Genomic DNA, 25,788 nt, shown 5'->3' on the forward strand with positions numbered 1-25,788 from the left:
GGCGGGTCTCGCCGCCACCGCATGCGCGCCGCAGACCTCCGACACCGGGGCCAAGGGGACGAGAGGACCGGCACACTGCGTGTCTGGCTCTTCCAGGAAGTCGGCAACAAGCCCAAGGAACAGGTCGTCGACGCGGCGGTCGCCGACTTCAAGAAGGCCCGCAGGGACGTGGAGGTCGAGATCGAGTACATACCGGTCGACACCCGCGCCCAGCGCATCAAGGCGACGTTCAACGACCCCAAGAGCGCCCCGGACCTCATCGAGTACGGCAACACCGACACCGCCGGATACGTCAAGGACGGCGAACTCGCCGACGAGAGCGGCGGAACGTACAAGGCGGCCATCAACAGCGACAAGACCCGCAAGGGCATCGAGGCCTACACCTCGCTCTTCGGCGACGACAACTGTCCGGCCGCCAAGTTCGCGGCCATGGGCGGCAACGCGACCGTCACCGCCTTCGCCTTCCCGCTCTGCTGGATGGTGCTTTCCGCGCTCAAACCGGCCGGCGAGATCCAGTCCACCGACCCCCGCCCGTGGACGCTGTCGCCGTCCCTGGACTCGTTCCTGATGCGGGACTTCGGCCAGCTCAACACGCTCGGCTCGCTGATCCTGCCGCACCTCGCCTTCTCGCTGCCGTTCGCGATCTGGATGCTGCGCGGCTTCGTCAAGGCCGTCCCGGAGGCCCTGGAGGAGGCCGCGTACATCGACGGCGCGAGCCGCACCCGCTTCCTGTGGCAGATCCTCTTCCCGCTGGCCTTCCCGGGCCTGGTGGCGACCAGCGTCTTCTCGTTCATCTCCACCTGGAACGACTTCCTGTTCGCGAAGTCGTTCATCATCAGCGACACCTCCCAGTCGACGCTCCCCATGGCGCTGCTGGTCTTCTTCAAACCCGATGAGAACGACTGGGGAGGGATCATGGCCGCCTCGACGGTGATGACCGTTCCCGTACCGGTCTTCTTCGTACTCGTACAGCGCCGCCTGGTCTCGGGACTCGGCGGAGCGGTAAAGGACTGACGCCATGGACACCGACAACGAAATGAACCCGGCACCGGCGCCCGCAGACATCGTCCCGGCCCCCGCGCACATCGCCCCGGCACCCGTGCGCGCCGGCGGTGAAGGGCGCTGCGGCTTCCTGTTCGACCCGTCCACCACCATCACGGCGGCCCCCGGCACGGAGAACACCGAACGCTGGCTGCGCACCACGCTCGGCGCCGCCTTCGGTCTGCCGCTCGCCCCGCGGCCGGCCGCCGAGGGCGACGAGCACGCCACGAACACGGTCCGGCTGGGCATCGACCCGGCGCTGGAACCGGAGGGCTACCGGCTGAGCACCGGGACCGGCACATGCGTCGAGATCACCGGCGGCAGCCCCGCCGGGGTCTTCTGGGGCGCGCAGACCCTCCGTCAGCTCCTGGGCCCCGAGGCCTTCCGCCGCGCCCCCGTCGCCCCCGGCACCCGGCGCGCCATCCCCTTCGCGGACATCGAGGACAGCCCCCGCTTCCCCTGGCGCGGAATGATGCTCGACGTGGCACGGCACTTCCTGCCCAAGGACGACGTGCTGCGCTACCTCGACCTCCTCGCCGCACACAAGCTGAACGTCTTCCACTTCCACCTCACCGACGACCAGGGCTGGCGCATCGAGATCAAGCGCTTCCCCCGGCTCACCGAGGTCGGCTCCTGGCGCTCCCGCACGAAGCACGGCCACCGGGCGTCCGAGCTGTGGGACGAGACCCCGCACGGCGGTTACTACACGCAGGACGACATCCGCGAGATCGTCGCGTACGCCGCCGAGCGGCACATCCGGGTCGTCCCCGAGATCGACATCCCCGGCCACTCGCAGGCCGCCATCGCCGCCTACCCCGAACTGGGCAACACCGACGTCGTCGACACCACCGCGCTCTCCGTCTGGGACACCTGGGGCATCAACTCGAACGTACTCGCCCCCACCGACAACACCCTGCGCTTCTTCGAAGGCGTCCTCGAAGAGGTCCTCGACCTCTTCCCCGCCGCCACCTCGCCGTTCATCCACATCGGCGGCGACGAATGCCGCAAGGAGCAGTGGAAGGACTCGCCGGTCGCCCAGGCCCGGATCAAGGAATTCGGGCTGGCCAACGAGGACGAGCTGCAGTCCTGGATCATCCGGCACTTCGACACCTGGCTCACCGCGCGCGGCCGCCGGCTGATCGGCTGGGACGAGATCCTGGAGGGCGGTCTCCCGGCGGGCGCCGCCGTGTCGTCCTGGCGGGGTTACGGCGGAGGCATCGCCGCCGCCGAGGCCGGCCACGACGTCGTCATGTGCCCCGAGCAGCACGTGTACCTGGACCACCGTCAGGACGGCGGCCCCGACGAGCCGATGCCCATCGGCTTCGTCCGCACCCTGGAGGACGTCTACCGCTTCGAGCCCGTACCGGCGGGCCTCTCCGAGGAGGCGGCCCGTCACGTCCTGGGCACCCAGGCCAATGTCTGGACCGAGGTGATGCAGGACCGGGCCCGCGTCGACTACCAGGTCTTCCCGCGCCTCGCGGCGTTCGCGGAGGTCGCCTGGTCGCCGCTGCCCGCCCCCGCCGAGCGGGACTTCGCCGGCTTCGAGAGCCGAATGACCACGCACTACGCCCGGCTCGACGCCCTCGGCGTCGACTACCGGCCGCCGGGCGGCCCGTTGCCCCGGCAGCAGCGCCCCGGCGTGCTGGGCCGGCCCATCGACGGGGTGCCCCCGAACGTGTGATCCCGGCCGTACCCGGTCGCCGGCCGGCCCGCTCCGAGAGGGCGGGCCGGCCGCGCTTTTTTGTCCGGAACTCGCTCTGTCGGAACGGGACGCGGCAACGAAGCGCCAGAACGGAACAATCAGTCATGAGCCATGCCGAAGAGCTGCAATTCACACTCTGCGCCGAAGCAGGGTGAAACGGGAACATTCCCCTGATCGGGGATGGATACGCCCTTCGCGGACCCTCGCGTCGGTCCGATCCGAAGATGTGCCAGAGTTGCCACGTCCAGGCTTTGAGCACGTACCGTACGGCGAAACAGCCGGACAGCCGGGACACCGGGAAGGGGCAGCTGGGTTGACCACGCACGCACCGCAGGCGACGCAGTCCGTGACGCTGCCGGCCTCGCTCGACGAGGCCGTGGCGGCGCTCAGCGCCATGCCCGCCGCCGTTCCCGTGGCGGGCGGCACGGACCTGATGGCGGCCGTCAACAAGGGGCTGCTGCGCCCCTCGGGCCTGGTCGGCCTCGGCCGGATCAGCGAGCTGCGCGGCTGGCACTACCAGGACGGCCACGCCCTGCTCGGCGCCGGCCTCTCCCACGCACGCATGGGACGGCCCGACTTCGCGGCCCTGATCCCCGCACTGGCCGCGTCGGCGCGTGCCGCCGGCCCGCCCCAGATCCGTAACGCCGGAACGCTCGGCGGCAACATCGCCACCGCGGCCCCGACCGGCGACGCCCTGCCGGTGCTTGCCGCGCTGGAGGCCGAGCTGGTCATCGCGGGTCCGGGCGGCGCCCGGCGCGAGATCCCCGTCTCGCACCTGCTGGCCGGCCGCGACATGCTCGAACCCGCCGAGCTCATCGGCTTCGTCCGGGTGCCGCTGCTGCACGCCCCCCAGGTCTTCCTGAAGGCCACCGGCCGTACCGGCCCCGGCCGCGCCACCGCGTCCGTCGCGATCGTCCTCGACCCGGCCCGGCGCGGGGTGCGCTGCGCGGTCGGAGCCATCGCCCCGATGCCGCTGCGGCCGCTGGAGGCCGAACGCTGGATCGCCTCGCTGATCGACTGGGACGGCGAACGGGGCCTGGCCCCCGACGCGCTGGCCGCCTTCGGCGAGTACGTTGCCGCGGCCTGCATCCCGGACCAGGAACCACCCGCCGACGGGGGAGAGGCACAACCGCTGCCCCCCGCCGTACTGCACCTGCGGCGGACCGTCGCCGCGCTGGCCCGACGCGCGCTGGGGAGGGCACTGTCGTGAGCAACGAGGACCGCAACGATCAGCACGGGCAGCAGGAGCACCTGCAGCACGGGGGCTGGCAGCCGACGCCGCAGGGCGGCGAGTACGACGCGGAGGCGACCGCCTTCGTCCACCTGCCGCCGGAGGACCTGGCGAACATCCCGCTGGCCGCACCCGGCCACGGCTACGTACCGCCGATGATCGTTCCGCTGACCCCCGCGGCCGGGCTCGACCCGTCGGCGACGGGCAGCTGGGTCGTGCAGACGCAGAGCCAGCAGGAGCGCGGTGCGGGGGCGGAGCAGCAGGCCCCCGAGACGGTGCACTGGCCGGACCCCAACCAGCAGCAGGGCCCGTACGACTACGAGTACGAGTACCCGCAGCAGGCTCCCCACGCCCCTCAGGTCCCCCACGCCCCGCAGCCCCCGCACGATCCGTATGCGCAGGAGCAGTACCAGCAGAGCCCGGCGGCCACGGGCCAGTGGAACTTCACCGAGTCCACGGAGTTCGGCGTCCACACGGGCCAGGCCGGCCAGGCGGGGCTCGCCGATCACGTCGACCACACCGGTCAGCACGGCGACAGCACCGGGCACGCCGGACACACGGGCCACACCGGACACACGGGCCACACCGGGCACACGGGCCACACCGGGCACACGGGTCAGTGGACGATTCCGGTCGCCGACGGTGATCTCCCGGAGGAGTCCGGCGAGTTCGCGGCCTCGGCCCTGGCCGCCCAGTGGTACGGGGACCGGACCCCGCCGGCCACGCTGCCGGGCGGTGCGCCCGCGCCGTGGGCGACGCAGGAGCCGGCCCCGGAGCCCGTCCACGAGGAGCCCGAGGCCGAGTTCGCGGCGGAGCCGGCACTCCTGGCGGACATAGAGCCGGAGCACGCGCCGGAAGCCGGGTTCGAGCAGCAGCAGCCGTCGGCCGAGGCGTCGTCCGTGACGTACGAGGACGTCCTGCGCGCCCCCGAGGCCGCTGCCCCCGTGGAGACGGAGGCCGCCCCCGTACCCGACGGAGGCGCCCCGCACCCCGTCGATGCGGCCCCCGAGCCGGCGAAGCCCGCGGGAACCCCCCTCGAAACCGCCGCAGAAACCGCTCCGGAAGCCGTCCCCGACACAGTCCCTGACACCACTCCCGAACCCGACGCGAACAACGTCACCTCCGAGCAGCCGGCGGAGGCCGCGCCCGAGGACCCGGAGCAGGCAGCGGGTTCGGCGGCCGCACAGGCCGGGGCGGCCGATCCCGAATCCCCTCCCGAGGAATCCCGGCCCCTCGATCCCCAGCCGGTTGACTCCCAGCCGGTTGACTCCCAGCCGGTCGACCCCGCCCCGCTCGGCGTTCCCGACGACCGCCCGGCCACCTCCTACGTCCTGCACGTGAACGGCGCCGACCGACCCGTCACCGACGCCTGGATCGGAGAGTCGCTCCTCTACGTGCTGCGCGAGCGCCTCGGCCTCGCGGGCGCCAAGGACGGCTGCTCGCAGGGCGAGTGCGGCGCGTGCAACGTCCAGGTGGACGGCAGGCTGGTCGCCTCCTGCCTGGTCCCCGCGGCCACCGCGGCCGGCAGCGAGGTCCGTACGGTCGAGGGCCTCGCCGTGGACGGCGAGCCGTCCGACGTCCAGCGCGCCCTCGCCAAGTGCGGCGCCGTCCAGTGCGGCTTCTGCATCCCCGGCATGGCCATGACCGTCCACGACCTGCTGGAGGGCAACCACGCCCCCAGCGAACTGGAGACGCGCCAGGCGCTCTGCGGAAACCTCTGCCGCTGTTCCGGCTACCGCGGTGTCCTCGACGCCGTCAACGAGGTCATCGCGGGCCGCGAGGCCGGCACCGACCCCGCCTCGTCGGACTCCACGTCCCCGGAGCCCGACGAGGCCCGTATCCCGCACCAGGCGGCCCCCGGCGCCGGTAGCGTCCAGTCGCACCCGCAGGACGGAGGCATGGCGTGAGCAACGACGCAGCCACCGCTGCCAACGCGACCAGCACACGGATCACCACCCCGGCGGGTACCGTCCCGACGGCCGAGGGCCCCGACACCGAGCCGCCCGCACTCGGTCTCGGTGTCTCGCTGCCGCCCGCCGACGCGCGCGCCAAGACCGAGGGCACCTTCCCGTACGCCGCCGACCTCTGGGCCGAGGGCCTGCTCTGGGCGGCCGTCCTGCGCTCCCCGCACCCGCACGCCCGCATCCTGTCCATCGACACCTCGGCCGCCGTCGAGATGACGGGGGTACAGGCCGTCATCACGCACGAGGACATCCCGGGCGAGAGCGCGTACGGACGCCGGGTCGTCGACCGTCCGGTCTTCGCCTCCGACCTGGTCCGCCACCACGGCGAGCCGATCGCCGCGGTCGCCGCCGACCACCCCGACACGGCCAGGCTCGCCGCCGCGGCCATCGCCGTCCAGTACGAGGTCCTCGATCCGGTCACCGACCCGGAGAAGGCCTTCGCCGCCGAACCGCTGCACCCTGATGGCAACCTGATCCGCCACATCCCGCTGCGCTACGGAGACCCCGACGCCACCGGCGAGGTCGTCGTCGAGGGCCTGTACCGCATCGGCCGCCAGGACCCGGCTCCCATCGGCGCCGAGGCCGGGCTCGCCGTGCCCCGCCCCGACGGCGGCGTGGAGATCTACACCGCCTCCACCGACCCGCACACCGACCGCGATCTCGCCGCCGCCTGCTTCGGCCTCGAACCGGAGCGGGTGAAGGTCGTCGTCACGGGCGTTCCCGGCGCGACCGGCGACCGCGAGGAACCCGGCTTCCAGCTCCCGCTCGGCCTGCTCGCCCTGCGCACCGGCTGCCCGGTGAAGCTGGCCGCCACCCGCGAGGAGTCCTTCCTCGGCCACTCCCACCGGCACCCGACGCTGCTGCGCTACCGCCACCACGCGGACGCCGACGGCCGGCTGGTGAAGGTCGAGGCGCAGATCCTGCTCGACGCGGGTGCCTACGCCGACTCCTCGTCCGAGTCGCTGGCCGCCGCGGTCGCGTTCGCCTGCGGCCCGTACGTCGTCCCGCACGCGTTCATCGAGGGCTGGGCGGTCCGTACGAACAACCCGCCGTCGGGCCACGTCCGGGGCGAGGGCGCGATGCAGGTCTGCGCCGCGTACGAGGGCCAGATGGACAAGCTGGCCGCCAAGCTCGGCATCGACCCGGTCGAACTGCGCCTGCGCAACGCCCTGTCCACCGGCGACATCCTGCCCACCGGCCAGACGGTGACCTGCCCGGCACCCGTCGCCGAACTCCTCGCCTCCGTACAGGACTTCCCCCTCCCCTCCCTCCCCAAGGACGCCCCGGAGGACGACTGGCTGCTCCCCGGCGGCCCCGAGGGCGCGGGCGAACCCGGTGCGGTGCGCCGGGGGGTCGGCTACGCGCTCGGCATGGTCCACATGCTCGGCGCGGAGGGCGCCGACGAGGTCTCCACGGCCACGGTCAGGGTCCACGACGGCATCGCCACGGTCATCTGCGCGGCGGTCGAGACGGGCCAGGGCTTCTCGACCCTCGCCCGCCAGGTCGTCCAGGAGACCCTGGGCATCGAAGAGGTCCACGTGGCCTCCGTCGACACCGACCAGCCCCCGGCCGGCCCGGCGACGCACGGCCGCCACACCTGGGTCTCGGCCGGGGCGGTGGAACGCGCCGCCAAGATGGTCCGCACCCAGCTCCTCCAGCCCCTGGCCCACAAGTTCGGCATGTCCACGGAGCTGCTGCAGATCGCCGACGGCAAGATCACCTCGTACGACGGTGTGCTGTCCACGACGGTCACCGAGGCCATGGACGGCAAGGAACTCTGGGCCACCGCCCAGTGCCGCCCCCACCCGACCGAACCCCTCGACGAATCCGGCCAGGGCGACGCCTTCGTCGGCCTCGCCTTCTGCGCGATCCGCGCGGTGGTGGACGTCGACATCGAGCTCGGCTCCATCCGGGTCGTGGAGATGGCGGTCGCCCAGGACGTCGGCCGGGTCCTCAACCCGTCCCAGCTCGCGACCCGCATCGAGGCCGGCATCACCCAGGGCATCGGCGCCGCCCTCACCGAGAACCTCCGCAGCGCCCGCGGCCTGATCCGCCACCCCGACCTCACCGGCTACACCCTCCCGACCGCCCTGGACGCCCCCGAGATCCGCATCGTCAAACTCATCGAGGAACGAGACGTGGTGGCCCCCTTCGGCGCCAAGCCCGCCTCGGCGGTCCCCGTGGTGACGTCCCCGGCAGCAGTGGCCGCAGCCGTACGCGCCGCCACCGGCCGCCCGATAAACCGCCTCCCCATCAGACCCCAGGCAGCGGTGGCGGCCTCCAACTCCTGAGCCCCGCACGGATGTCGCACTCCGGGTTGCGGACACAACCCGGAGTGCGACATCCGTGCTCACCACCTGCTCGCCACCGACTGGCCAGGGCAGAGCGAACTCCCGAACCCAACCCCCGCATTCGTGAGGCGAAATCGCCGGAACCGGGGGCGGCTATTTTCGGACAATCACGCATCCGCACACCACACCCGGGCATTGCGCTTCGACTCGGGGATTGTTTACGAATACTGTCCTGCCCGCCCGGTGTCGGTGGCGAAGAAACCGACACGGTGACCGGGGCGGTGGCCGCGCTCTTCGAGCATGGCGGCCGACAGGAGGGAACTGTGGGGGAGTTCGTGACTTTCGACGAGGAATGGGCGGAGCTTCGCGACGCGGCAGCCGCGCGACGGAGTGCCATGCAGATCAACAGCGTCCCGGCCGAGGGCGGCGGCAGCAGGGGTGGCGCCCCCGACCTGGTGGTCAACCGGGACTCCCTCGGCGCCATCGGAAACGACGCCTACGACCTGCGGATCCGGTTGTCGAAGGAGGGGGACCGGGCCGTCCCGCCACGTTCGACGCGGCGATCGCGCTGACCAACGGCAACTTCGCGAGCGGGTCGGCGGTGCTCAAGGTGCACGACTTCTGGAAGGCCCATCTGAAGACGCTGCGCCCATGGAAGGGTTCCTGAAGCGTCATGCGCCTGCTGTCGACGACGATTTCCGCCAGGACTTGAAGCTGTCGATGACGGCCGGGTACGGAAAGGGGATTCAACGTGAGGACCAGCAGGGCAGCGATCCCCAGACCGAAGACTGAGACGGTGGATGGTGCAGGGCGGAGCGCGGAGATGAGACCTGTGGGAGCGGTGCGCGCGAGACGGGCGCTGTGCGTTGTCGGGTTGGTCATGGCTGTCGGCGTGGCGGCGACCGGGTGTGGCGAGGGTGAGGCGCCGCCGGAGTACGTTGGGACGGAGGAGGTGTGCCACGGTGTGTTCAAAGGCCGGCTGGCGAAAACGGTCGAGTCCGTCATGGGCGCGTCTTCGTTCGCCTGGACCAGCCCGAAAGAGTTGGACCGCGTTGTCGATGCGCTCAAGGCCGGGTACGAATCCGGCCACAGCTGGGCCGGGGGCGGCACTCTGTGCCGACTGGCTCCGGAGGGTGGTGGGAGGGCGGATCGGGCAGGAATCGCCTTCTCCATGTACGCGCCGCAGGACGTGGGCGACCTTCGTCTTCCGGCGGGAGGGCGGCTCTACACGATGGGCAAACAGTCCGAGGCGACTCCCGAATCCGCTGCCCTCTACTTTGAGTGTGTGAGTTCTCAGTTCAAGGGGTCGAAGGTGCGTCCGATGCGCATACACGGACAACTCGGCCGCCCGAAGGACCGCGGACCGAAGGCGTCGGACCCCAGGAAGGTCAGCCTGACGCTTCTGCATGCGGCATCCCTCTTCCTGGCAAAGGAGTTGGAGTGCGAGAACGACGGCGGGCTCCCCGAGAAGCCGGTGCTGACGCCGCGATCCTGATCGTGGGACGGGGCATTGGCTGAGCCTCGGAGGTTTCCCGGAACGTCCGCCGGAGGAGTTCGGACCGCGGGAGCGTTCTGACTTCTGGTCCTGCAGTGAGCCGTTCCGGCAGTAGGTGCGAGAGAAAAGGCGGGCGATGACGTGATGGTGGCTGCGGGCGGAGACGGAGAACGGGAGCCGGTGCAGGGCGACGGGCCAGGGCCCGCCGTCGTGCTCATCACCGGGGTGATGGCCTCCGGGAAGTCCACCGTGGCGCAGGCTCTCGCCGAGCGGTTGCCGCGGGCCGTGCATGTGCGGGGAGACGTGTTCCGGCGGATGGTGGTGTCCGGGCGGGCCGAGATGGTGCCGGGGGCGTACGAGGAGGCCGCGGCTCAACTGCGGCTCCGGTACCGGCTGTCCGCGATGACGGCCGACGCGTACGCGGATGAGGGCTGGAGTGCTGTGGTGCAGGACGTGGTGTTGGGGGAGGAGTTGTCCGCGTACGTCGGTCTCGTACGGACACGGCCGCTGTACGTCGTCGTGCTCGCCCCCGAGCCGCAGGCCGTTGCCGAGCGGGAGGCCGGGCGGGGCAAGAGCGGTTACGGGGCCGGCTGGACGGTCGAATCGCTGGACCGGGTGCTGCGGGAGGAGACGCCGCGGATCGGACTCTGGCTGGACACGACCGGGCAGACCGTGGAGCAGACGGTCGACGCGGTGCTCGCGGGGCTGGGGCGGGCGCGGGTGGACGGTGCCGTCGCATCGGGCTGAGGTGGGGCGGGGGGCAGCTTGCGGGCTGTGAGGCTCGGACGCCGTGCCGTGTGTGAGGAACGGTGAGGGGGTGGTTTGAAGCGTTGCGCTCCATGCGCGAAGAGGTTGTGGGGAGAGGCCCTCACTCCGGCTCCCACGGGGAAGTCGAGCGAGTTGCGTCGGCGATCACACTGAATACCGGGCTGAGGCTTTCGGCGGTACTCGGATGTGAATGCGGGGGAATTCGGGACGTTTGACGCAGAGTGGGCGGCACTACGTGCGGAATCGATTCAACGAGTCGATATGCACTCAACGGTGTCAATGGCAGCGCCAGCGGTCGGGACGGGTCCAGCAAACCCGATCTGGTGGTCAGTCAGGATGATCTGGGTGCTATCGGACACGATGCGTACCATCTGCCCACCCGAGCGGACCAGGTCCCGGGGGCTGCCGGACAGCTCCGGCCGCGCCCCAGGACCTGGTCGAACTGTGCGTCATGCGCGGAATGGTCAGCGCACGCCCACCGCGCGGATGAGCTCCTGCTTCACCGAGCCGCCCCGGTCGTCGCTCACGCCCGCCCGCAGCGAGACGAACTTCGCGCCGCTCGGGACGCGCAGCTCACCGTTCCAGGAGGCACCGCGCGACGAGCTCAGCGTGACGTTCGTCCAGGTCGCCCCCTCGTCGTAGGAGACCTCCAGGGAGCCGCCGCCGAGGACACCGGTGTCCGGCGCGCCCTTCACGTACTCGGCGTAGATCCGTACGGGCACCCGGCTGCCGCCCCGGACGTCGCCGGCGAGGTCGGTGTCGAGGTCGAAGCCGAGGTTGATCAGTGGCAGGTAGGTCCACCGGTCGGCCGGGGTCTCCTTGGAGCGGATGGTCCACTCCGAGTGGCCCTTGGTGGCGAGCCGCCAGCGGGCCGGGTCGAGCGTGGTGTCGGTGACGACCTTGTAGGTGGCCTCCTCTGCCGGGGCCGGCCGGGCGTAGGCGCCGGAACTCTTCCTGCGGTCGACCCGCTCGCCGTTGACGTACACCTCGGTGTACTGGCTCATCGTCGGGTCGTCGTACACCCTGCCGAAGCCGGTGTGGTCCGGTCCGGAGTCGCCCCAGCCGGGCGTGTTGAAGCGCAGCTCGCTGCCGGAGCGCTCCTGACCCCAGCCGAGGCCGGTGCCGAGCCACGGGTGCCAGACCGGCTTGAACCACTCCAGCTCGACCTTGCTGCCGCCCCGGTAGGACGGGGTGCCGCCGCGCTCCTCGAGCGAGTTCTCCAGGTCGACGGACTCGTGCCAGCGCTGGCCGGCGGCGGTGGAGGCGTACTCGGTGCGCTTGCTCGGGAAGGCGATCCACTCCTTGAAGCCGAAGCCGTACCGGAAGGTGTCGCTGATCGCGAAGCGGAACTCGCCGCCGAGCTCCTTCTTGGCCGTCGGCATGTAGTACTTCGAGTGGATCGTGGCGAGTTCGCCCTTGCCGGGCCGGAAGACGAGGTCCGTGCCGATGGCTCCGGGGTGCTCCTCGGAAAGGTCGTAGGTGTACGGGGTGAAGCGGGTGCCCGTCAGGTCGAGGGCCTTCCCGCGGGCCGCGGCGGACGCGATCCTTGCGGCGTCGGCTGCGTTCACGGTGGCCACGGCGAGCGGCCGTGCCTCGCTGTCGGCGGTGCCGAACCACGCCATCAGCCGGCCGGGCTTGTCGTCGGTGACGAACAGGACCTTGGCGCCCGCGTCCTGGGCGGTCTGGGCGAGCTGCGTGGCGTCGGCGCCCTCGGTGCGGCGGACCAGGACCGCCTTGCCGGTGACGTCCTTGCCGGCGTACTCCGCGGCGGTGCCGGTGCCCGCGTCGACGACGCCGAGACGGTGGCGGCCGTCGAGGAAGGTGGCGCCGGGCTGCGCAGTGACGTCGGAGAGCCGGACGCCGCCCGCGGCGACCTCGAGCAACGGCTTGCCGAGCCGCCAGACCGTCCGGTAATCGAAGGTGCCGGTGGCGGGCTTGGTGGTGGGCGCGGCGAAGACCGAGTCGTACTTCGGCGGGACCTGGACGCCGCCGCCGAAGTCGGCCCCGTTGGCCTTGCGGTCGAACTCCATCAGCAGCTGCCGGGTCTCGGTGCGCTTCTGCACCTCGGCGCGTATCTCACGCAGCCGGCGCCCGTCGAGGGTGATCTCGCGGTCGCGGTCCAGGACGATCTCCGGATCGGTGAGGAAGCCGAGGCCGAGGGAGTCCTTGCCGTGCGAGCCACGGACGTCGAGGAAGGTGTCGACGGTGTACGTGCCGGGCCTCAGGCGCAGTTGGACGGTGCCGGACTCACCGACGGACGCCGGGAACGGGTCTTCGTCCGCCACCAGGTGCTGCACCCCGAGCCAGGCGGGGGTGGGGGCGCCGTCGCGGTCCTTGACATGGATGGTGAGGTTGTAGCGTTCCTCCTCCTTGACCAGGCCGAGCGCGGTGTGCGTGACGGGCGTGCCGCCGGAGGTGGCGGTGATGCGGCCGGAGCTGTTGCCGACGGGGGCCTTGGCGCCGTCGCCGGTGACGGTGGTCTGCGCGGTGCCGTGGGCCGGGACGGTGAGGGTGGTGTCGGCGAGGGTGGTGGTGCCCTGCGGCATGCCCTCGACGGCCAGGTTCAGCTCGACGGGCGCGTCGGAGGAGTTGGTGTACGTGACGGTCTTCGTCACGGGCTTGTTCGTCTCGTACGGCCAGGAGTAGAAGCCCAGGTCGGCGGAGCCGGTGGCGGTGACGTTCGCGGAGATCGCGGCAGCTACGTCGACCCGGCCCGCGCCGAGGGCGTACGAGGACGCGGTGAGTGTCTTGGAGCTGGACATGAGGGCGTTCTTGAGCTGGGCGCCGGTCCAGTCGGGGTGCCGCTCGGCGAGGAGCGCGGCGACGCCCGCGACATGCGGGGTCGCCATTGATGTGCCGCTCTTGGAGGTGTAGAGGCCGCTGCCGCTGACGAGCTGGGAGCGGGCGGCGAGAATGTTGACACCGGGGGCGGAGATGTCGGGCTTGAGGGCCTGGTCGCCGTAGCGGGGGCCCTTGCTGGTGAAGGATGCGGCGCGGTCGGCGGAGTCGACGGCGCCGACGGTGAGCGCGGAGTCGGCGGCGCCGGGTGAGCCGATGGAGCCCGGGGCGCCGTAGTTGCCGGCGGCGATGACGAAGAGGGCGCCGGTCTCGGCGGAGAGGGCGTTCACCGCCTGGGCCATGGGGTCGGTGCCGTCGCTGGCCTCGCTGGAGCCGAGGCTCATCGAGACGATCTTCGCGTCGATGTCCTTCGCGGCCCACTCCATGCCGGCGATGATCTGCGACTCGGTGCCGGTGCCCTGGTCGTTGAGGACCTTGCCGACGGCGAGGGTGGCGCCGGGGGCGACGCCCTGCTCCTTGCCTTCGGAGCCCGCGCCGCTGCCGCCGACGGTGGAGACGACATGGGTGCCGTGGCCCTGGCGGTCGGCGACCTCCTGGCCCTCGATGAAGGACCGGCTCTCGGCGACCCGTCCGTCGAGGTCGGGGTGGGAGAGGTCGGCGCCGGTGTCGAGCACGGCGACCTTGACGCCCTTGCCGGTGAGGCCGGCCTCCCAGGCCTTGGGGGTGCCGATCTGGGCGTTGGAGTCGGCCATGGCGGCCTTGACCCGGGCGTCGAGCCAGACCTTCATGGCACCGGCCGAGCGGGCGCCGGGGCGGGCGGAGTCGGTGAACTCGCGCCAGAAGGCTGCTGGTTCGGTGGCTCGTACGGCCGCGCCGCCGATGCTGGGAAGGGCCCGGACGCTCTTGGTGCCGCGCGGGGCGACGGCGGCGCGGGCACCCTTGCCGTGCGTCACGATCAGCGGCAGATCGCCGGTGATGCCCTGCTCGACGAGGCCGGTGACGTCGAAGAGCCGCCGGTCGAGGACACCGGCCGCCAGGTAGGGACGGGCCTCGTCGGGTATGACGGTGACCCTGCCGTTCACGGTCTCGTTGCGGACGGCCCCGGTGGCGCCCTTGGCCCGGTCGACGGTGACGGTCTTCCGGCCGCCGCCGAGGTCGGTGAGGGTGACGCGGTCACCGGTGATGAGGGTGACGGTGGTGCTCGCGCCCCGGGCCCCGGCGAAGGTGGCCGGTGCGGACGCGGTGTCCGGGGCGGTATCGGGCGCGGCGGCGGTCTGCCCTGCCGAGAGCAGCACCAGGGAGAGCCCTGCGGCGAGCAGGGCGGCCCTTCCTCCTGCGGAAGGTCTGATCACGACGCACTCCTCGGACGCCCGGGGGAAGGGGTGGTTCCGGGCGTCGCGATGAGTCTGGTCCGTGGGACGGGAGTTGAAGCCTGTCGCGCGTGGCGGCTATGTGACTGGCAGTCAACCGCCAGGTGGTGCAGATCTGTTGACAGCTGTATGCCGGTCAGGCGTCGAACGGGTCGGGCTGCGCGCGGGTCGGGGCCGGGAGCGGTTACGGGGCCGGGTGGACGGTCGAGGCGTTGGACCGGGTGCTGCGGGAGGAGATGCCGGGGATCGGGCTCTGGCCGGACACGGCCGGGCAGAGCGTGGAGCAGGCGGTCGGCGCGGTCCTTGCGGGGCTGGGGCGGGTGCGGGCGGCAGCTGCGACGGAGGCTGGTCGACGGGCCTGGAGGGGATACAGGGGGGGGCGGAATGCCCTGTTTGGAATCGCTTCGTATAGTTGGTGCCGTAACGCACCACGAGGAGGAGTCAGCCGCATGAGCAATCTGTTCGTCATCGCCTACGACGATCTCGCCACCGCCGACCGGGTCCGGGACAAGCTGCTGTCCATGAACCGCGAGCACCTCGTCGAACTGGAGGACGTCGTCGTCGTCGAGCGGCGTGAGAAGGACGGCAAGATCAAGCTGCATCAGGCCGTCAACCACGTGGGTACCGGTGCCGCGGGCGGCGCGCTGTGGGGAAGCGTCATCGGGCTGCTCTTCCTTGTGCCGTTCCTCGGTGCCGCGGTGGGCGCCGCGGCCGGCGCCGCCGGAGGGTCCGCCATCGACACCGGTGTCAACGACAACTTCATGAAGGAACTCAGCACCAATCTCCGGCCCGGCGCCGCCGCCGTCTTCGTGCTCGTCAAGAAGTCCGTCCGCGACAAGGTCGTCCCCGAGATCGTCAAGTTCGGCGGTCAGCTCGTGCAGACGTCGCTCAGCAACGAGGACGAGGCACGCCTGCGGGAAATGATGAAGGAAGGGTTCAAGGCGGAGACGACGACCGCCTCCTGATCTGCGGACCGTACGAGAGAAGGCGACTGCCCGCCCGGCGCGACGTATGGCGCGTGCTGGGCGGGCTCACCGCGTGGAGGCCGTGACCGGATTCGAACCGGTGTAACTCGAGTTGCAGTCGAGCCCCTGAACCACTCGGGCACACGGCCGTGTGTTCCTCGTCGTGATCCGACCGTAGGACCGGGCATCCCGGCCGCTCAAGAGTGCGGGGCGGGGTGCAATGCGACTGCCATGGCGCGTTCACATTCGGTGCCGTGGTCCTACGACCAACGGAGGACCGGAGGACCGTCTCGCGACAGGGCTCAAATGAGATCTTGCCCCTTACTCTTGGGCTCATGAGTGCCCTGGAACCACGAGACGCCGGTGTCGAGACCGGCACCGCCGACGACGTGGAGGTGCCCGGCGGTACCGGGTCGGCCGTCGAATCCGGAGGGGTGCTCGGGCGGACCTACCGGGCGCTCAGCGTCGGCATCGTCTCCGTCGTCTTCCTGATCGCCTTCGAGGCGACCGCCGTGGGGACCGCGATGCCGGTCGCCGCCCGTGAGCTGCACGGCATCCCGCTCTATGCGTTCGCGTTCTCCGCGTACTTCACGACCAGCCTCTTCGCCATGGTGCTCTCCGGGCAGTGGGCGGACCGGCGCGGGCCGCTGGGGCCGCTCGCCACCGGGATCAGCGCGTTCGCGGCGGGGCTGCTGCTCTGCGGGACCGCCGGGAGCATGTGGATCTTCGTCGCGGGGCGGGCGGTCCAGGGGCTCGGCGGCGGGCTGGTGATCGTGGCGTTGTACGTGGTGATCAGCCGGGCCTACCCGAAGCGGCTGCAGCCGTCGATCCTGGCCGCGTTCGCCGCGAGCTGGGTGATCCCGTCGGTCGTCGGGCCGCTCGTCTCCGGGAGCGTGACCGAGCACCTGGGGTGGCGCTGGGTCTTCATGGGCATCCCCGTCCTCGTGGTGTTCCCGCTGGCGCTCGCGCTGCCCGCGATCCGGCGGCGGGCTTCGGGACCGGCCGATCCCACGGCGCCCGTCGAGCCGTACGACCGGCGGCGCATCCTGCTCGCGCTCGGGATCTCGCTGGGCGCGGCGCTGCTCCAGTACGCCGGGCAGGAGCTGAACTGGTTCGCGCTGCTCCCGGCCGCCGTGGGCGTCGCGCTGCTCGTGCCCGCCGTGCGGGGGCTGCTGCCCCCGGGGACCGGCCGGGCCGCGCGCGGGCTGCCCTCGGTGGTGCTGCTGCGCGGGGTGGCGGCCGGGTCGTTCATCGCCGCCGAGTCCTTCGTACCGCTGATGCTGGTGACCCAGCGCGGCCTCAGCCCGACGATGGCCGGGTTCTCGCTCGCCGCCGGTGGCGGGACCTGGGCGCTCGGTTCGTACGTACAGTCCCGGCCGCGCCTGGAGCCGTACCGGGAGCGCCTGATGGTGGGCGGCATGGTGCTGGTCGCCGCGGCGATAGCGGCCGCGCCGTCCGTGCTGATCGACTCGGTGCCGGTCTGGACCGTGGCCGTGGCCTGGGCCTTCGGGTGCTTCGGGATGGGCGTGGTGATCGCGTCGACGAGCGTGCTGCTGCTGAAGCTGTCGGCGCCGGAGGAGGCGGGGGCGAACTCGGCCGCCCTCCAGATCTCCGACGGGCTCTCGAACGTACTGCTGCTCGCCGCGGGCGGAGCGGCCTTCGCGGCGCTCGGCGGCGGGGCCGTGGGGGCCGTGCACGACGCGGCGGGGGCGGGGGCCGCGGGGTCCCATCCGGGTGCGTTCGCGGCGGTCTTCCTGCCGATGGCGGGGGTGGCGCTGGTGGGGGCGTGGGTGGCGGCGCGGGTGCGGACCAAGGCTTAGTGCCACGTGGCACCATCCACGCATGGCTGGTCTGAATCTGCGGTTCACCGAAGAAGAGCTGGACGCACTGCGTGCGCGCGCCGAGTCGGAGGGGCGGAGTATGCAGTCGTTCGCCCACGACGCGGTGATCACCGCCATAAACGAACACTCGCGCCTCTTCGACGAGGCCGCGGACCACGTGCTGAAGGTGAGTGAGGAGCTCAACCGGAGGCTCGCCTGATGCAGTACCTGACACTTCCCGAGCTGCTCAACCTTGCCGAGCGCCTCGGGACTGCCGAGGTACGCGACTACGGGCTGCTCGATTCGGCACTCGCCCGCCCGCAGGCGAGCGTGTTCGGCCAGGACGCCTATCCGGACGTGTGGCAGAAGGCCGCGGCATTCATGGAGTCCCTCGCGCGCAATCGTGCGCTCGTCGACGGGAACAAGCGCATCGCCTGGTATGGCACCTGGGTCTTCCTGCACATCAATGGGCATCGCCTGAGCGCGGACTTCGATGCCGATGCGGCCGAGAAGTTCGTGCTGGACGTGTGCCAGGGCGCCCTCGCCATGTCCGGGATCGCTGAACGGCTTCCCGGATTCGCCATGTGAAGCCGATCTGTGAAGAGGGTCTCAGCGGCGCCGAACCACCGTTCGTCCGTACGAGGTTCCACGCCGCCCCCCGGTAAGGTGGCCCGGTTGTCGTATCGCGTGCGGGTCCGTCCCGGCCGTGCGGACAGCACCCCACGTACCCGAGAGACCCGAACCGGAGACCGTGACTACTACCGCCTCCCACCACCTCTCACCCGCCTTCCCCGGCCGCGCCCCCTGGGGCACGGCCGGCAAGCTGCGAGCCTGGCAGCAGGGCGCCATGGAGAAGTACATCCAGGAGCAGCCGCGCGACTTCCTCGCGGTCGCCACCCCCGGCGCGGGGAAGACCACCTTCGCGCTGACCCTCGCGTCATGGCTGCTGCACCACCACGTGGTGCAGCAGGTCACCGTCGTCGCGCCGACCGAGCACCTGAAGAAGCAGTGGGCCGAGGCAGCGGCCCGGATAGGGATCAAGCTCGACCCCGACTACAGCGCGGGCCCGCTCAGCAAGGAGTACGACGGCGTCGCGGTCACCTACGCGGGCGTCGGCGTGCGGCCGATGCTGCACCGCAACCGCTGCGAGCAGCGCAAGACCCTGGTCATCCTCGACGAGATCCACCACGCCGGTGACTCGAAGTCCTGGGGCGAGGCGTGCCAGGAGGCGTTCGACCCGGCCACCCGGCGGCTCGCGCTCACCGGTACGCCGTTCCGGTCGGACACCAACCCGATCCCCTTCGTCGTGTACGAGGAGGGCAACGACGGCATCCGGCGCTCCTCGGCCGACTACACCTACGGCTACGGCAACGCGCTCGCCGACGGCGTCGTCCGGCCCGTGATCTTCCTCAGCTACAGCGGCAACATGCGCTGGCGCACCAAGGCCGGTGACGAGATCGCCGCCCGGCTCGGTGAGCCGATGACCAAGGACGCCATCGGGCAGGCCTGGCGCACCGCCCTGTCGCCCACCGGTGAGTGGATCCCCAATGTGCTGAGCGCCGCCGACAAGCGGCTGACCGAGGTCCGCAAGGGCATTCCGGACGCGGGCGGGCTGGTCATCGCCACCGACCAGGAATCGGCACGCGAGTACGCCAAGATCCTCAAGCGGGTCACCGGTGAGAAGGCCACCGTGGTCCTCTCCGACGAGAAGGCCGCCTCGAAGAGGATCGACCAGTTCAGCGGGGACGACTCGCGCTGGATGGTCGCGGTGCGCATGGTGTCGGAGGGTGTCGACGTGCCGCGCCTGGCCGTCGGCGTGTATGCCACCACCATCTCCACGCCGCTCTTCTTCGCGCAGGCCGTCGGCCGTTTCGTGCGTTCGCGCAGGCGCGGCGAGACCGCCTCGGTCTTCGTACCGACCATTCCGATGCTGCTCGACTTCGCCAACGAGATGGAGGTCGAGCGGGACCACGTCCTCGACAAGCCCAAGAAGGGCAGCGACGAGGAGAACCCGTTCGCGGAGGAGGACAAGCTCCTCGCCGACGCCGAGAAGCTGGAGGACGAGGAGACCGAGGAGCAGCTGCCCTTCGAGGCCCTCGAATCGGACGCGGTCTTCGACCGGGTGCTGTACGACGGTGCCGAGTTCGGCATGCAGGCGCACCCCGGCAGCGAGGAGGAGCAGGACTACCTGGGGATTCCGGGGCTGCTGGAGCCCGACCAGGTGCAGCTGCTGCTCCAGAAGCGGCAGTCCCGGCAGATCGCGCACAGCCGTCAGCGGCCGGCCGTGGAGGCCGACCTGCTGGAGAAGCCGGCCGAGGCGCGGCCGGTGGTCACGCACAAGCAACTGCTCGGGCTGCGCAAGCAGCTCAACACGATGGTTTCGGCCTACACGCACCAGAGCGGCAAGCCGCACGGGGTGATCCACACCGAGCTGCGGCGGGTGTGCGGCGGGCCGCCGAGCGCGGAGGCCACGGCCGGGCAGATCCAGCAGCGGATCAAGAAGGTCCAGGAGTGGGCCACCCGTATGACGTGAGCCCACGGGGGCGTGCTGGTGCCGGCCCGGGGCGGGGACAGCGGTCCTTGCCCCGGGCCGACGTCGTGCGTGCGGATGACGGTGCGGAAGCGGGTGCGGATGAGGTGGCGCGACTACCGGACGGACGGCCCGGCTACTGGACGGACGGCCCGGCTACTGGACGGACGGCCCGGCTACCAGACGAACGGTGCCGACTGGTTCGACGTGGCCACACACGGAACCGTGGCCGACGTCGGGGACGAGGCCACGATCTGCAGTGACCAGTTGGTGGCGCTCGGGGGAGGGGGCAGCACCACGGAGTTCGTGCTGTCACCCGCCGCCAGGGTGCCGGAGGTGAGCTTCAGCGGGCCCAGGGTGATCGGGCTGCCGCCGCTCATGCCGGGGTTGGTCTTTCCGGAGAACTGCACCTGACTGGTGACGCCGCCCGAGGTCTTGGTGAGCTTGAGCGTCGTCGTGATGCTGTTCGGGTCGGCACTGGTACCGGCCGGCATCGTGATCGCGGTGGACGTGATCTTGATGGTCTTGGACGTGCCCGAGTCGGCGGCGGTCAGGGTGGCGAGACCGCTGCCCCAGGCGCCGCAGTTGTACGTGGCCGTCGCGGTGAGCGGAGCCACGGCCTGGGCCGTCGGAGCCAGCGCGAGCGCGCCGGCCACGGTACAGGCCGCGGCCAGTACCAGCGGGATGTGTCTTCGATTCGACGACATGACGGGGGGAACTCCTTCCGGTTCTGAATTCCGCAGATTCACCGAAGAGCCGAGAAGTGGATCTGCGTGCCGGGCCCGGCATGTCGGCAGCAGTGAAACTGTGATCTTCAGAGAAGTCAATAGATGTCCACAGAGGCACTTGAAATTCCCATGGAAATGCTTTTCGGGCATTTCAGATAAGGATCAATCAATTCTCTCTTGACTTCTCGGCACACGACCTCCTCAATGTGCGCAATCAATGGGCCATGGAGGGGTGTCTGGTGATACGACGACGAAGACCCGGCGTGACCGGTCTGCTCGCTGCCTGCTTCGTACTGTCCCTGAGCTGCGCCGGGGCCACCGCCCAGGCCGTGCCGCAGGACGCGCCGGCAGTCGGATCGCGGGCCGCCGGTACGGTCACCCCGACCGTGCACTGCACCCTGCCCGCGGGGCAGGGCGAGGCGACGGGGCCGCAGCAGATGACCGTCGAACTGTCGCCCGCGGTCGTCGCCCCGGGCGGGAAGGTGCACGCCAAGGTCACGCTGGGGCCGTCACCCGCCACCAGCGCGCTGCCGCTGGAGGACGTGCCGACCATCCCCAGCCTCGACCTCGCCATGTCCGGCGGGGCCACCGGCACCGTCACGGTGCGGGGTGCCGAGTTCACGATGGACATCCCGTCCGGGACGCCCATCGAACTCCCGCCCTACGAGGGTGACTTCCTGGTGCCGGCGAACGCCTCCGGGGACGTCTCGTTCACCCCGATCCGTACGCTGACGCAGACCAAGGTGCTCGGCTCGGTCTTCGAGACGCCCTGCGATGTCGTCGACGGCGGCGGCAGCGTCGGCAGTGTCACGGTGGAGGGCACCGGCTCCGAGCCCGCCACGCTGACCGCCCCCGCCGATCCCGTACGTCCCAACACCGAGGTGGCGCTGGGTGGTTCGGGGTGGACTCCGGGCGGGGCGCCCGTGCCCTCGCTCTGCGCGGTGGGCGGTGGAGGCTGTGATCCGCTGAAGTTCAGGAGCAACACGCTCGCCATCGGCGGTGACGGGACGCTGACCGGTACGGCCACCCTCGCCGAGGCCGGTGCGGTGCCGGACGGCACGTACGAGGTGAAGGTCAACGACGGTACGAAGGAGGCCACGGCCCCCCTCACCGTCAAGGCCGTCGCGGCCGGTGACCGCGAGATCTCGCTGTCGCGGAGCAGCGGACCGGTCGGCAGTGTGATCACGGTCAGCGGCAAGAACTACAACCCGGACCGCTGGATCAACGTCATCGGGCTCGACGCCTCGGGCACCGGGCTCGACGACAGCGCGGTGTACGTCAAGAGCGGCTCGGACGGCACGTTCGCAGTCGAGTTCACCGTGACCTCCGACGCCGTCGTCGCGGTCCAGGCCGACGAGGGCAACGATCCGGCGACCGTACGGACCGCGCCGTTCACCGTCTCCGACGGCGGGGGAGGGGGCGGCGGCAGCGCCGACCAGCGGCTGAGCACCTCGGTCAGGGCCGGGACGCTCTCCATGGTCCAGGACGGTGACACCGTCGACTTCGGCACGACGGTCCTGGGCACCGGCAGCGGTGTGCAGCGCTCCCGGCTCAACCGGGTCGAGGTGGAGGACGGCCGCGGTGTCGACAGCGGCTGGTCGCTGACCGCCACTCTCTCCGGCTTCACCAGCAGCGGCGGCGGAACCATCCCGGCCGACGCCGTCCGGTGGACGCCCAAGTGCACGGCGCAGAACGGCAGCGTGGGGGTGCCGGTGGCCGGTTCGCCCGCCGCGCTCGGGAGCGAGGCGGCGAGCCTCTGCCGGATGGATCCGGACGGTTCCCGTCCGTTCACCGGCGGCCGGTTCGACGCCGATGCCGATCTCGTCCTCACCGTTCCCGGATTCACCCGGCCGGGAGATTACAGCGCCACTCTCACCCTCACCCTTCTCTGAATTCTCCGGGAACCGTAAGGGGAAGTTCCGGAGGCGCCCGTCCGCTCCGTATCGCATCGGAGCGGGCGGGCGCCTCCATTCCGAATCCGGTTCGAATCCGGTCCGGATCCGGGGAATTCCCGTAGCCGATACCTCAGCCAGCACCTCAGCCATGGAGGAGACGCATGTCCGTGTCCGTCAGACCGAGAAGAACAGACCGGCCGGGAAGGGCCCACGGTCCGGGTTCGGGGTTACGCCGTGCCGTGGCCCTCATCGCCGGGGCCGTGCTCGTCTGGACCGGTGGCACCGTCGCGCTAGCGCCCGTCGCCGAGGCCGGCACCGTCACCCCGACCGTGCACTGTTCCCTGCCCGCGGGGCAGGGCGAGGCGACCGGGCCGCAGCAGATGAGCGTCGACCTGTCGCCGTCGATCGTCGACCCGGGCGGCAAGGTCCACGCCAAGGTCACCCTCGGCCCGTCCCCCGCCACCAGCGGCCTCAGCCTGAACGACGTACCCACCACCCCCAGCATCGACTTCGCGATGTCCGGCGGCGCCACCGGCACGGTCACCGTCACCGGCCCCCAGATCAACCTCGACATCCCGTCCGGCAAGCCCATCGAAATCCCGCCGTACGAAGGGGACTTCCTCATCCCCGCCAATGCGAGCGGCCCGATCACCTTCACCCCGATACGCAATCTGACGCGTACGAAGGTGCTCGGCTCCACCTACGAGACCCCGTGCGACGTGGTGAGCGGCGGCGGCTCCATCGGCACGGTGACCGCCGAGGGCACCGCGGGCCACCCGCCCACCCTGACCGCGCCCACCACCGCCGTCCGGCCGTCCACCGCCGTCGCCCTGTCCGGCAGCCTCTGGACCGCGGGCGCCACTCCCGTACCGTCGCTCTGCTCGGCGGACGGCGGCGGCTGCGACACCGGCAAGTTCGCCTCCAGCACCCTCGCGATCAGCGCCTCGGGGGAGCTGAGCGGAAGCGCGGTGCTCGCCGCCGCGGGCGCCGTGCCCGACGGCTCGTACCTGGTGAAGGTCGGCGACGGCACGAAGGAGGCGACCGCGCCCCTGACGGTCAAGGCCTTCACCCCCACCGGGCCGCGGGCCATCGCGCTCTCCCGCTCCGGCGCACCGGTCGGCAGCGTCATCTCCGTCACCGGCAGCAACTACTTCCAGGACCGGTGGATCAACACCGTCGGCCTGGACGCGAGCGGGGCGACGCTCGACGACACCGCCGTCTATGTGAAGAGCACCCCCGACGGCACGTTCAGCGCCGAGTTCACCGTCTCCGACCCGGCCATCGCCGCCATCCAGGTCGACGAGGGCAACGATCCGGCCACTGTGCTCACCACACCGTTCACCGTGACCGACGCCTCCGCGACGCTCTCCGCGGGCGCGGCGAAGGTCAAGCCGGGCGGAACGATCGCCCTCTCCGGCGGTGACTGGCCGTCCGGAACCACGCCCACCGCCGCGCTCTGCAACGCCGACGGCAGCTCCTGCGACAGCGCCCGGATCAGCGGCTCCACTCTCCGGACAGGCGCCGACGGCACCCTCGCCGGCACGGTCACCGTGGCCGGGTCCACCCCGCGTGCCGTGTACGCGCTCCAGGTCACCGCCGGGGGAGCGCAGGCCCTCACCCCGCTGACCGTCTCCCCGTCCTTCGTGGTCCTCACCCCCTCGGCCGGTCCGAAGGGCACCACCGTCACCGTCATCGGGCAGGGCTTCGCGAAGGTCGCGACCGTGTCCATCGTCGGGCTGCGGGCCGACGGCTCACAGACGTCCGACCCGGCGAAGACCAAGGTGGTGGGGCTGGACGGGGCGTTCTCGCAGTCCTTCAAGGTCAACGCCGCCGACACCGTCGCCATCCGGGTACGGGAGGTCCTCGTCAACCCGCGCACCGAGACGGCGGCGTTCACCGTCCAGGACGGAACCGTGCCCGCCGGACCGTCCTTCGCGCTCTCGCCGCCCGAGGGGCCCGTCGGCACGGTGGTCCAGGTGACCGGACGGGGATTCGCCCCCGTCGCCACGGTCTCGGTGACCGGCCGCACCGCGGACGGGAAGCAGACCGCCGACCCGTACGTCACCCGGGTCATCGGACTCGACGGCACTTTCGCCCTCGACTTCACCGTCCGTGACCCGGCGACGAAGTCGATCCGGGCCTGCGAGGTACTCGTTAACGGAAAAATTGTGCAGCAGTCATTCACCGTGAGTTAACGGCAGTTCACTTCTGGTGCGTGAAGTGCCGTGAAGGCGTCGGCCGACCTGGACGCGCGTAGACCTCCAGGACCCGGCCGACGCCGCGCTGACCGGCGCTTATGCTGCTTCAAGCCAACTCCCGTTCCGGCGACGCCCGGATTCTGGACGAGGTCTTCCGCTGAGCGGACTCGCTCGCTACTGTCCCAAAAAAATGAACGCCCCGTGGCAGAGCCGCAGCGGGGCGCAGCCGGTGCCTGGCCAGGCCGGCGGCCTCTCCGTGCGTCGCCGCTGGGACCGGCGGCGCACATTCCGTGGGAATCAGCCGCTGCCGCTCATCAAAGAGGAGAGGGCGTCGTGACAGCGGAAACCTCCCAGACGCTCGACAGGGGACTGAGGGTCCTCAAACTGCTTGCCGACACCGACCACGGTCTGACCGTCACCGAGTTGTCCAACAAACTCGGGGTCAACCGGACCGTGGTCTACCGTCTGCTCGCCACCCTGGAGCAACACGCCCTGGTACGCCGCGACTTGGGCGGCCGGGCCAGAGTGGGCCTGGGCGTGCTGCGCCTGGGCCGCCAGGTGCATCCACTCGTGCGCGAGGCCGCACTGCCCGCGCTGCGGTCGCTCGCCGAGGACATCGGGGCCACCGCCCATCTCACACTGGTCGACGGCAGCGACGCGCTGGCCGTCGCGGTCGTCGAGCCGACCTGGACCGATTACCACGTGGCCTACCGGGCCGGCTTCCGCCACCCGCTGGACCGGGGTGCCGCGGGCCGGGCGATCCTCGCCGCCCGTCAGAAACCGGTCGGCGAGACCGCCTTCACCCTCACCCACGGCGAGTTGGAGGCCGGGGCGAGCGGGGCGGCGGCGGCGCTGGTGGGGGTGACCGGGGTCGAGGGCAGCGTGGGCGTGGTGATGCTCGCGGACTCCGTACCCGAGCGCGTGGGGCCCCGCGTGGTGGACGCGGCCCGGGAAGTGGCGGACGCGCTCCGGTAGGGCGTGCTCCGGGGCG

Annotated in this window: 18 protein-coding genes, 1 tRNA gene and 1 pseudogene; 17 read left to right on the forward strand and 3 right to left on the reverse strand. The window is 71.2% G+C overall.

Features of this window, described 5'->3' with window-relative positions:
* Positions 1–429 precede the first annotated feature (429 nt).
* From ACFYY7_RS34715 to ACFYY7_RS34755, 9 genes and pseudogenes are all read left to right on the forward strand, one after another.
* On the forward strand, positions 430–1,014 hold the full coding sequence (locus tag ACFYY7_RS34715) for a carbohydrate ABC transporter permease (RefSeq protein ID WP_388667886.1): 585 nt from the start codon (positions 430–432) through the stop codon (positions 1,012–1,014).
* 22 nt (positions 1,015–1,036) lie between these two features.
* Positions 1,037–2,722 (forward strand): beta-N-acetylhexosaminidase, encoded by a 1,686-nt coding sequence (locus tag ACFYY7_RS34720; RefSeq protein WP_388667887.1) that lies wholly within the window; start codon positions 1,037–1,039, stop codon positions 2,720–2,722.
* A 334-nt stretch (positions 2,723–3,056) separates the two neighbouring features.
* On the forward strand, positions 3,057–3,953 hold the full coding sequence (locus ACFYY7_RS34725) for an FAD binding domain-containing protein (RefSeq protein WP_388667804.1): 897 nt from the start codon (positions 3,057–3,059) through the stop codon (positions 3,951–3,953).
* The gene (locus ACFYY7_RS34730; protein ID WP_388667805.1) at positions 3,950–5,881 is read left to right on the forward strand and encodes a 2Fe-2S iron-sulfur cluster-binding protein; all 1,932 of its coding nucleotides are present in this window, start codon (positions 3,950–3,952) and stop codon (positions 5,879–5,881) included. Before ACFYY7_RS34725 ends, ACFYY7_RS34730 begins: the two co-directional genes overlap by 4 nt.
* The gene (locus ACFYY7_RS34735) at positions 5,878–8,229 is read left to right on the forward strand and encodes a xanthine dehydrogenase family protein molybdopterin-binding subunit (protein WP_388667806.1); all 2,352 of its coding nucleotides are present in this window, start codon (positions 5,878–5,880) and stop codon (positions 8,227–8,229) included. Before ACFYY7_RS34730 ends, ACFYY7_RS34735 begins: the two co-directional genes overlap by 4 nt.
* A gap of 335 nt (positions 8,230–8,564) precedes the next feature.
* Positions 8,565–8,875: pseudogene (locus tag ACFYY7_RS34740) on the forward strand (hypothetical protein); the annotation flags it as partial.
* Between the two features lie 5 nt (positions 8,876–8,880).
* Positions 8,881–9,021 carry a hypothetical protein gene (locus tag ACFYY7_RS34745; RefSeq protein WP_388667807.1) on the forward strand — a complete coding sequence of 47 codons (141 nt, stop codon included), beginning with the start codon at positions 8,881–8,883 and terminating at the stop codon, positions 9,019–9,021.
* An 88-nt stretch (positions 9,022–9,109) separates the two neighbouring features.
* Positions 9,110–9,724 carry a hypothetical protein gene (locus tag ACFYY7_RS34750; RefSeq protein WP_388667808.1) on the forward strand — a complete coding sequence of 205 codons (615 nt, stop codon included), beginning with the start codon at positions 9,110–9,112 and terminating at the stop codon, positions 9,722–9,724.
* Positions 9,725–9,868: 144 nt separating this feature from the next.
* Positions 9,869–10,471: an AAA family ATPase gene (locus tag ACFYY7_RS34755; protein ID WP_388667888.1), complete on the forward strand. Its 603-nt coding sequence runs from the start codon at positions 9,869–9,871 to the stop codon at positions 10,469–10,471.
* A 485-nt stretch (positions 10,472–10,956) separates the two neighbouring features.
* Here ACFYY7_RS34755 and ACFYY7_RS34760 read toward each other — a convergent pair whose 3' ends face one another.
* Positions 10,957–14,643, reverse strand: a complete 3,687-nt coding sequence (locus ACFYY7_RS34760) for a S8 family serine peptidase (RefSeq protein ID WP_388667809.1) — start codon at positions 14,641–14,643, stop codon at positions 10,957–10,959.
* A 467-nt stretch (positions 14,644–15,110) separates the two neighbouring features.
* Here ACFYY7_RS34760 and ACFYY7_RS34765 point away from each other — a divergent pair, with 467 nt between their 5' ends.
* Entirely contained in the window at positions 15,111–15,626 is a 516-nt protein-coding gene (locus ACFYY7_RS34765) for a DUF1269 domain-containing protein (RefSeq protein ID WP_388667810.1), read from the forward strand.
* A 74-nt stretch (positions 15,627–15,700) separates the two neighbouring features.
* On the opposite strand, the gene ACFYY7_RS34770 is transcribed toward ACFYY7_RS34765, so the two are convergent.
* Positions 15,701–15,775 (reverse strand) — tRNA-Cys (locus ACFYY7_RS34770).
* A 186-nt stretch (positions 15,776–15,961) separates the two neighbouring features.
* Here ACFYY7_RS34770 and ACFYY7_RS34775 point away from each other — a divergent pair.
* The 4 genes from ACFYY7_RS34775 (at position 15,962) to ACFYY7_RS34790 (ending at position 19,979) form a co-directional block, all read left to right on the forward strand.
* Entirely contained in the window at positions 15,962–17,446 is a 1,485-nt protein-coding gene (locus ACFYY7_RS34775) for an MFS transporter (protein ID WP_388667811.1), read from the forward strand.
* 22 nt (positions 17,447–17,468) lie between these two features.
* A complete protein-coding gene (locus ACFYY7_RS34780; protein ID WP_383973851.1) occupies positions 17,469–17,666 on the forward strand; it encodes an Arc family DNA-binding protein in 198 nt (65 codons plus the stop codon).
* Positions 17,666–18,034: a type II toxin-antitoxin system death-on-curing family toxin gene (locus tag ACFYY7_RS34785; RefSeq protein WP_388667812.1), complete on the forward strand. Its 369-nt coding sequence runs from the start codon at positions 17,666–17,668 to the stop codon at positions 18,032–18,034. Before ACFYY7_RS34780 ends, ACFYY7_RS34785 begins: the two co-directional genes overlap by 1 nt.
* Positions 18,035–18,197: 163 nt before the next feature.
* The gene (locus ACFYY7_RS34790; protein WP_376634474.1) at positions 18,198–19,979 is read left to right on the forward strand and encodes a DEAD/DEAH box helicase; all 1,782 of its coding nucleotides are present in this window, start codon (positions 18,198–18,200) and stop codon (positions 19,977–19,979) included.
* Positions 19,980–20,152: 173 nt separating this feature from the next.
* On the opposite strand, the gene ACFYY7_RS34795 is transcribed toward ACFYY7_RS34790, so the two are convergent.
* Entirely contained in the window at positions 20,153–20,683 is a 531-nt protein-coding gene (locus ACFYY7_RS34795) for a hypothetical protein (RefSeq protein ID WP_388667813.1), read from the reverse strand.
* A 284-nt stretch (positions 20,684–20,967) separates the two neighbouring features.
* Here ACFYY7_RS34795 and ACFYY7_RS34800 point away from each other — a divergent pair, with 284 nt between their 5' ends.
* The 3 genes from ACFYY7_RS34800 to ACFYY7_RS34810 all read left to right on the forward strand — a co-directional run bounded on the left by ACFYY7_RS34800 (position 20,968) and on the right by ACFYY7_RS34810 (position 25,772).
* Positions 20,968–22,596 carry a hypothetical protein gene (locus ACFYY7_RS34800; protein ID WP_388667814.1) on the forward strand — a complete coding sequence of 543 codons (1,629 nt, stop codon included), beginning with the start codon at positions 20,968–20,970 and terminating at the stop codon, positions 22,594–22,596.
* Between the two features lie 242 nt (positions 22,597–22,838).
* On the forward strand, positions 22,839–24,794 hold the full coding sequence (locus ACFYY7_RS34805) for a hypothetical protein (protein WP_388667815.1): 1,956 nt from the start codon (positions 22,839–22,841) through the stop codon (positions 24,792–24,794).
* Between the two features lie 336 nt (positions 24,795–25,130).
* Positions 25,131–25,772, forward strand: a complete 642-nt coding sequence (locus ACFYY7_RS34810) for an IclR family transcriptional regulator (protein WP_124723277.1) — start codon at positions 25,131–25,133, stop codon at positions 25,770–25,772.
* The last annotated feature ends 16 nt before the right edge of the window (positions 25,773–25,788 follow it).

It is taken from the genome of Streptomyces sp. NPDC001933 (assembly GCF_042890955.1).
Classification (GTDB): Bacteria; Actinomycetota; Actinomycetes; order Streptomycetales; family Streptomycetaceae; genus Streptomyces.

Coding starts and splice junctions, on each gene's coding strand:
- ACFYY7_RS34715 (WP_388667886.1), top strand. CDS start 430: ATGGGCGGCAACGCGACCGTCACCGCCTTCGCCTTCCCGCTCTGCTGG.
- ACFYY7_RS34720 (WP_388667887.1), top strand. CDS start 1,037: ATGAACCCGGCACCGGCGCCCGCAGACATCGTCCCGGCCCCCGCGCAC.
- ACFYY7_RS34745 (WP_388667807.1), top strand. CDS start 8,881: ATGGAAGGGTTCCTGAAGCGTCATGCGCCTGCTGTCGACGACGATTTC.
- ACFYY7_RS34750 (WP_388667808.1), top strand. CDS start 9,110: ATGGCTGTCGGCGTGGCGGCGACCGGGTGTGGCGAGGGTGAGGCGCCG.
- ACFYY7_RS34755 (WP_388667888.1), top strand. CDS start 9,869: ATGGTGGCTGCGGGCGGAGACGGAGAACGGGAGCCGGTGCAGGGCGAC.
- ACFYY7_RS34765 (WP_388667810.1), top strand. CDS start 15,111: ATGAGCAATCTGTTCGTCATCGCCTACGACGATCTCGCCACCGCCGAC.
- ACFYY7_RS34775 (WP_388667811.1), top strand. CDS start 15,962: ATGAGTGCCCTGGAACCACGAGACGCCGGTGTCGAGACCGGCACCGCC.
- ACFYY7_RS34780 (WP_383973851.1), top strand. CDS start 17,469: ATGGCTGGTCTGAATCTGCGGTTCACCGAAGAAGAGCTGGACGCACTG.
- ACFYY7_RS34785 (WP_388667812.1), top strand. CDS start 17,666: ATGCAGTACCTGACACTTCCCGAGCTGCTCAACCTTGCCGAGCGCCTC.
- ACFYY7_RS34795 (WP_388667813.1), bottom strand. CDS start 20,683: ATGTCGTCGAATCGAAGACACATCCCGCTGGTACTGGCCGCGGCCTGT.